Source organism: Streptomyces sp. NPDC014734, from assembly GCF_043083325.1.
Taxonomy (GTDB): Bacteria; Actinomycetota; Actinomycetes; order Streptomycetales; family Streptomycetaceae; genus Streptomyces.
In genome coordinates this window covers 63,879-68,726 of sequence record NZ_JBIBYN010000026.1, presented here as the reverse complement: position 1 = coordinate 68,726, position 4,848 = coordinate 63,879, and the positions used below count along the sequence as shown (strand labels likewise).

Sequence of the window (4,848 nt, the reverse complement as noted above, 5' to 3'; positions counted from 1 at the left end):
CACCGGACCGGGACGCGGGGGGGGGGGGGGGGGGGGGGGGGCCGCGGGCGCCCCCCCCCCCCCCCCCCCCCCCTCCGCCGGATGGCCGCCCCAAGGGCTGTCACGTAATCCCTTGCGGGCGCGCGACGGCAGCTACGGCGCCTCGCGGCGTCGTCGGAACGTCCGCATACTCCAGCACGCGGATACCCCTCCGCCTTGCGGCGCACCGCATCCGACGCCGCGCGCCGATCCACCACGGATTACGGACAGCCCCTACTCGGCGACGTAGGTGTGATCGACCCAGACGAAGACCTGCAGCCCGTCGACCGGCTGGTCGGTGGTCTCCGAGGTCGCTTCGAAGTGCTCGTACCGGTTGCCGAACAGGACCTTCACCTTTTCCGTCGGGTCGGTGAGGTGGCGGATGCGCATGTGCTCCGGAAAGTGGGAAGGCCCGCCCTTCAGTATGGCGTTGGGCTTATCGGTGTTCGTCATGATGTCGTCCCTCGCCGTTCTCTTCGCGATCGGTTTCCTGAGGATTCACCCAAAGGAATGCGCGTCTTTGACGCTAAGCGTCAACGCTAAAGATTTTCTGAAGAGGGCGAGCGGTTTGCCTGGGAATCGGGAGGGGTGATTCTCTCATTCGGCTTTATGTGCGGTCATTCTTGGCCGTAGGGGGCGAAACTGACACCCGCGTGTTCGTGATCTACGTCACGTTGTGATCTATCCGGAGTGGGATCGGAGGGCGTGGTGCGAGGCCCGACGTCGAGTCAGGTGCTGGTCTCCGGACTGTGCCGCGCCGTACGGGGCGCATATCCCACTGTCCGTTCCCGGTGTGCCCCGCCGGGTGGTTCCGGGGTGCCGCGCCGTCGAAGTGGAACGCCTGGACGTCGGCTGTAGGTGGTTTCTCTTATTGCTGCTCCAGCAGGTGTCCTGCGAGTCTCGGTGCAGTCATTTTGCGCGCCGAGTACGGTGGTCGATTCTTTCTGCGAATTCAAATGGCAAGGGGGAAGAGTGCGATACGAACTCCTGGGATCGTTACGCGTGGTGCGCGCCGGCGGTTGCCACACGTTGAGTGCACGGAAGAAAGAAGCGTTGTTGGCCGCTCTGCTGATCCGCTCGGGGCAGGTACTGTCCGTGGATCAGCTGGTGGACGAGCTGTGGGCCGACAACCCGCCCTGCCGGGCCACCGCCGCCCTGCATGTGTACATTTCGCAACTGCGCAATTTTCTGGGGCCCCGCGGGCGAAGGAACAGTCCCATCGTCACCCGTTCCCCCGGCTACCTGCTGGATCTCGGGTCCGACGAGCTGGACTTCCATGTCTTCCAGCGGCTCTTTCGTGAAGGACGGGACCTCGTGCGGGCCCAGGAGCACGAGGAGGCCGTGGCCCGCTTCGAGGCGGCCCTCGGCCAGTGGCGCGGCCCGGCGCTCGGCGGGGTGGGGGAGGGCCGGATCGTCAGCGGGTTCGTCACCTGGCTCGAAGAGCTGCGCCTGGAGTGCATCGAGATGATGGTCGCCTCCAGCCTCGCACTGGGCCGGGACCACGAGCTCATCGGCTTCCTGTACTCCCTGGTCTCGGAGCACCCGCTGCACGAGGCGTTCTACGAAAGCCTCATGACGGCGCTGCACCGCACCGGCCGCCGTGCCGACGCGCTGCGGATCTACCAGCGGGCGCGTGACGTGCTGCGGCACGACCTCGGACTGGAACCCTGCCGACGGCTCCGCGAACTGCACCAGGCGATCCTGACCGACGACGACGGACGTGTGCTGGCCGGCCGTTGACGAAGCCGGGCTTTAGCGCGACTTTGCCGGACTGTCGAGGATGGAGCCGAGACGACGGCTGCGGCGCTCAACCCGTGCGGACAGCTGTCCGGCCGAGGAAGCCCCTGAAAGGACCACCATGTCCGTCCCACACATCCGCATCGGATCCGTGGCCACGAAGCTGCCCGGCCCGCCGGTCGACAACGCGAGACTGGGCACGTTCTTCCGCGCGAGCGGGGTGTTCGAGCAATGGGTGGATACGTTCATCGGTACCCGCACCCGGCACCTGTCCATGGACCTGGACACCGGAGAGGTGCGTTTCTCCCTGGCCGACCTCGCCGAGGAGGCGGGGAGAGAGGCGATGAAGGCGGCCGGCGTCGCGCCCGGTGACATCGACCTGTTGATCATGGGCACCTCGATGCCCGACACGCTGCTGCCGACGACCGTCAACGTGGTCGCCGACCGGCTCGGCATCGACGGAGTGGCCGGCTACCAGATCCAGTCCGGCTGCACCGGCGCCATGCAGGCCCTGGACATCGCCCATCAGATGCTGCTGACCGGACGGCATCGCACCGCTCTTGTCATCGGGGGCGAGATGTGCGCCAAACACATCGACCTCGACCTCGACTTCGGCAAGCTTCCTCCCGGAGAGATGGTCAACACCGTTCTCTTCGGCGACGGAGCGGGGGCCGCCGTCCTGACCGCCGAACCGGTACCCGGCACGCCCGTGCTGCGCCGCGTCCTCGTCCGGTGCGCCGGGCACGGCAAGGCACCCGGCCAGATCGTCGAATGGTTCGGGATGGGCGACAGGCAGGAGAAGCGGTCGGCGCTCCACGAGGACTTCAAGGCGATCGAGGAGAACGTCCCCCTGCTGAGTGCCGAGGCGCTCAAGGAACTCCTCGACGGGCAGGGCTGGCGGGCCTCCGACGTCACCTGGCTGCTGCCGCCGCAACTCTCGGCCCGGATGACGGACCGCATCGTCAGCCACCTCGGGCTGCCGCGGGCCCAGGAGATCAGCTGCGTCGCGGAGACCGGCAACACTGCCAACGCGCTGCCGTTCTTCCAACTGGAACGGTTGCTGCCCCGCATGGGGGCGGGCGACCGCGCCGTGGCCGTGGCGGTGGAGTCCAGCAAGTGGATCAAGTCCGGTTTCACTCTGGAAATGGCCTGAAGCGATGAATGACACCGGCCCCCCGACGACGGCTGACCCCACCGTCCACCGGACGGAACCGCAAAGAAACCCGGCCGAGATCATCAGGGAGCTCCACCACGAGGGGCGGCTCGCCGCCGAGTACCCTCGCGTGCGGGCGCTCCTGCGGGACGTGCCCGAGGAACAGTTCGCCACCGTGGGGCAGTTGCTCTCCCGGCTCGATCCGGACGAGGTACTGCGTCACCACGCGGACCAGCCGACCATGACGGTCGCGATCACCGGTCACGGCACGCTCTCGGCCCTGATCGCGCCGCTCACCGCGGAACTCGCCCGGCACGGGCTGCTGTTGCGCCCACACCTCACCGAATTCGACTCCTACGTATTCGAACTCTCCGACACCGGAAGCGACGTGTACCGCGCCGCCCCGGACCTCGTGCTGTGCGTCCTCGACCCGTATGTCGTCTTCGACGAGGTGCCGGTCCCGTGGGGCCCCGAAGACGTCGAACAGGTGCTGGAGAGGAAACTGGCACTCCTGGACCGGCTGGCATCGACGTTCCAGGAGACCAGCGGTGCCACGCTGGTCGTCAACACCATGCCGCTGCTCCGGGACATGACGGCACAGCTGGTATCCAGCCGCTCCCGCTCCCGGCTCGCCGCGATGTGGCACGAGGCATCCGCCCGGCTGCTGCGCCTGGGCGACACCCACTCCTCGGTCGTCGCCCTCGACCTCACCGTGCCGGCCGCCGAGGGGCTCGCCGTGCGCGATCCCCGGCTGAGCGTGTACGCGGGGGCTCATCTGTCCCCGGACCTGCTGCGCGCCTACGCCCGCGAGGTCGGGCACCTGGCCCGCCAGATCACCGGACGGACGAAGAAGTGCCTGGTGGTCGATCTGGACGAGACGTTGTGGGGCGGTGTGCTCGGCGACGACGGCCCGGAGGGCATCGAAGTCGCGGCAGGGTACCGGGGCCGGGCGTTCCAGGCCTTCCAGAAGGTGGTCAGGCAGATCGGTTCGCAGGGAGTGCTGCTGGCGGCGGTCAGCAAGAACGACATCGAACCGGTCCAGCAGGTGCTGCGGGAGCATCCGGACATGGTTCTGCGGGAGGACGACTTCGTCTCGGTCACCGCGAACTGGCAGCCCAAGCACGAGAACATCAAAGCCCTCGCCGCGGCACTCAACCTCGGCACCGACAGCTTCGTGTTCACCGACGACAGCCCCTACGAATGCGGCCTGGTCGGACGCGAACTTCCCGATACCGAGGTGGTGCAGCTCGGCGAGGATCCCGCGCACCACATCGGGACACTGCTGCGAGACGGCTGGTTCGACGTGCGGGAACTGACCCGGGAGGACCATTCCCGGACCCTGAAATACCGCCAGGAGCTGTCCCGGAAGGACTTTCTGCACAGCTTCTCCTCGATCGAGGACTATCTGCGCGAGCTGCGGATCGATGTGCGGCTGGCCGCGGCGGGGGAGGAAATCCACAACAGGGTCTCCCAGATCACCCTGCGCACCAACCAGTTCAACCTGACGAACCGTCGCCTGCAGCCCCAGGAGGTCAGCGAGTTCGCCGCGGCCTCCGGCCACCACGTCCTGGCGATCCACGCGGGCGACCGCTTCGGCGACAACGGAGTCGTCGGGGCCGTCTTCCTCCGGCACGACGGCGAGACCGCGTACCTCGACAACTTCCTGCTGAGCTGCCGGGTGTTCTCGCGGGGTATCGAGAACGCCTGTTTGTCGGCCGTGCTGCGCCACGCCCGCGCCGGCGGCGCCCGAGCCGTGCAGGCGGCATACCGGCCGACGGCCAAGAACGACAAGGTGCGGAGCTTCTACCCGCGATCCGGCTTCGTCCAGATCCTTGACGACGGCACCGAGACGGTCTTCCGGCACGACCTGACGGAGATCGCCGACCCGCCGGACCATCTGCGGCTCACCGAGGATTTCGAAGGGAGCACCCGGCTGTGAA

Annotated in this window: 4 protein-coding genes; 3 read left to right on the top strand and 1 reads right to left on the bottom strand. The window is 67.6% G+C overall.

Features of this window, described 5'->3' with window-relative positions; translation table 11 throughout:
• Window positions 1-252: 252 nt before the first annotated feature.
• Window positions 253-471 (bottom strand): DUF5988 family protein, encoded by a 219-nt coding sequence (locus ACF1CT_RS31600; RefSeq protein WP_391787416.1) that lies wholly within the window; start codon window positions 469-471, stop codon window positions 253-255.
• Between the two features lie 450 nt (window positions 472-921).
• Here ACF1CT_RS31600 and ACF1CT_RS31595 point away from each other — a divergent pair, with 450 nt between their 5' ends.
• The 3 genes from ACF1CT_RS31595 (at window position 922) to ACF1CT_RS31585 (ending at window position 4,847) form a co-directional block, all read left to right on the top strand.
• Window positions 922-1,758, top strand: a complete 837-nt coding sequence (locus ACF1CT_RS31595) for a BTAD domain-containing putative transcriptional regulator (RefSeq protein WP_391787415.1) — start codon at window positions 922-924, stop codon at window positions 1,756-1,758.
• Between the two features lie 118 nt (window positions 1,759-1,876).
• On the top strand, window positions 1,877-2,908 hold the full coding sequence (locus ACF1CT_RS31590; RefSeq protein WP_391787414.1) for a 3-oxoacyl-ACP synthase III family protein: 1,032 nt from the start codon (window positions 1,877-1,879) through the stop codon (window positions 2,906-2,908).
• 4 nt (window positions 2,909-2,912) lie between these two features.
• Window positions 2,913-4,847, top strand: a complete 1,935-nt coding sequence (locus tag ACF1CT_RS31585; RefSeq protein ID WP_391787413.1) for an HAD-IIIC family phosphatase — start codon at window positions 2,913-2,915, stop codon at window positions 4,845-4,847.
• The last annotated feature ends 1 nt before the right edge of the window (window position 4,848 follow it).

What these genes read in the sequence shown, in the direction of transcription:
- ACF1CT_RS31600 (WP_391787416.1), bottom strand. Translation starts at nt 471, where the DNA reads ATGACGAACACCGATAAGCCCAACGCCATACTGAAGGGCGGGCCTTCC.
- ACF1CT_RS31590 (WP_391787414.1), top strand. Translation starts at nt 1,877, where the DNA reads ATGTCCGTCCCACACATCCGCATCGGATCCGTGGCCACGAAGCTGCCC.
- ACF1CT_RS31585 (WP_391787413.1), top strand. Translation starts at nt 2,913, where the DNA reads ATGAATGACACCGGCCCCCCGACGACGGCTGACCCCACCGTCCACCGG.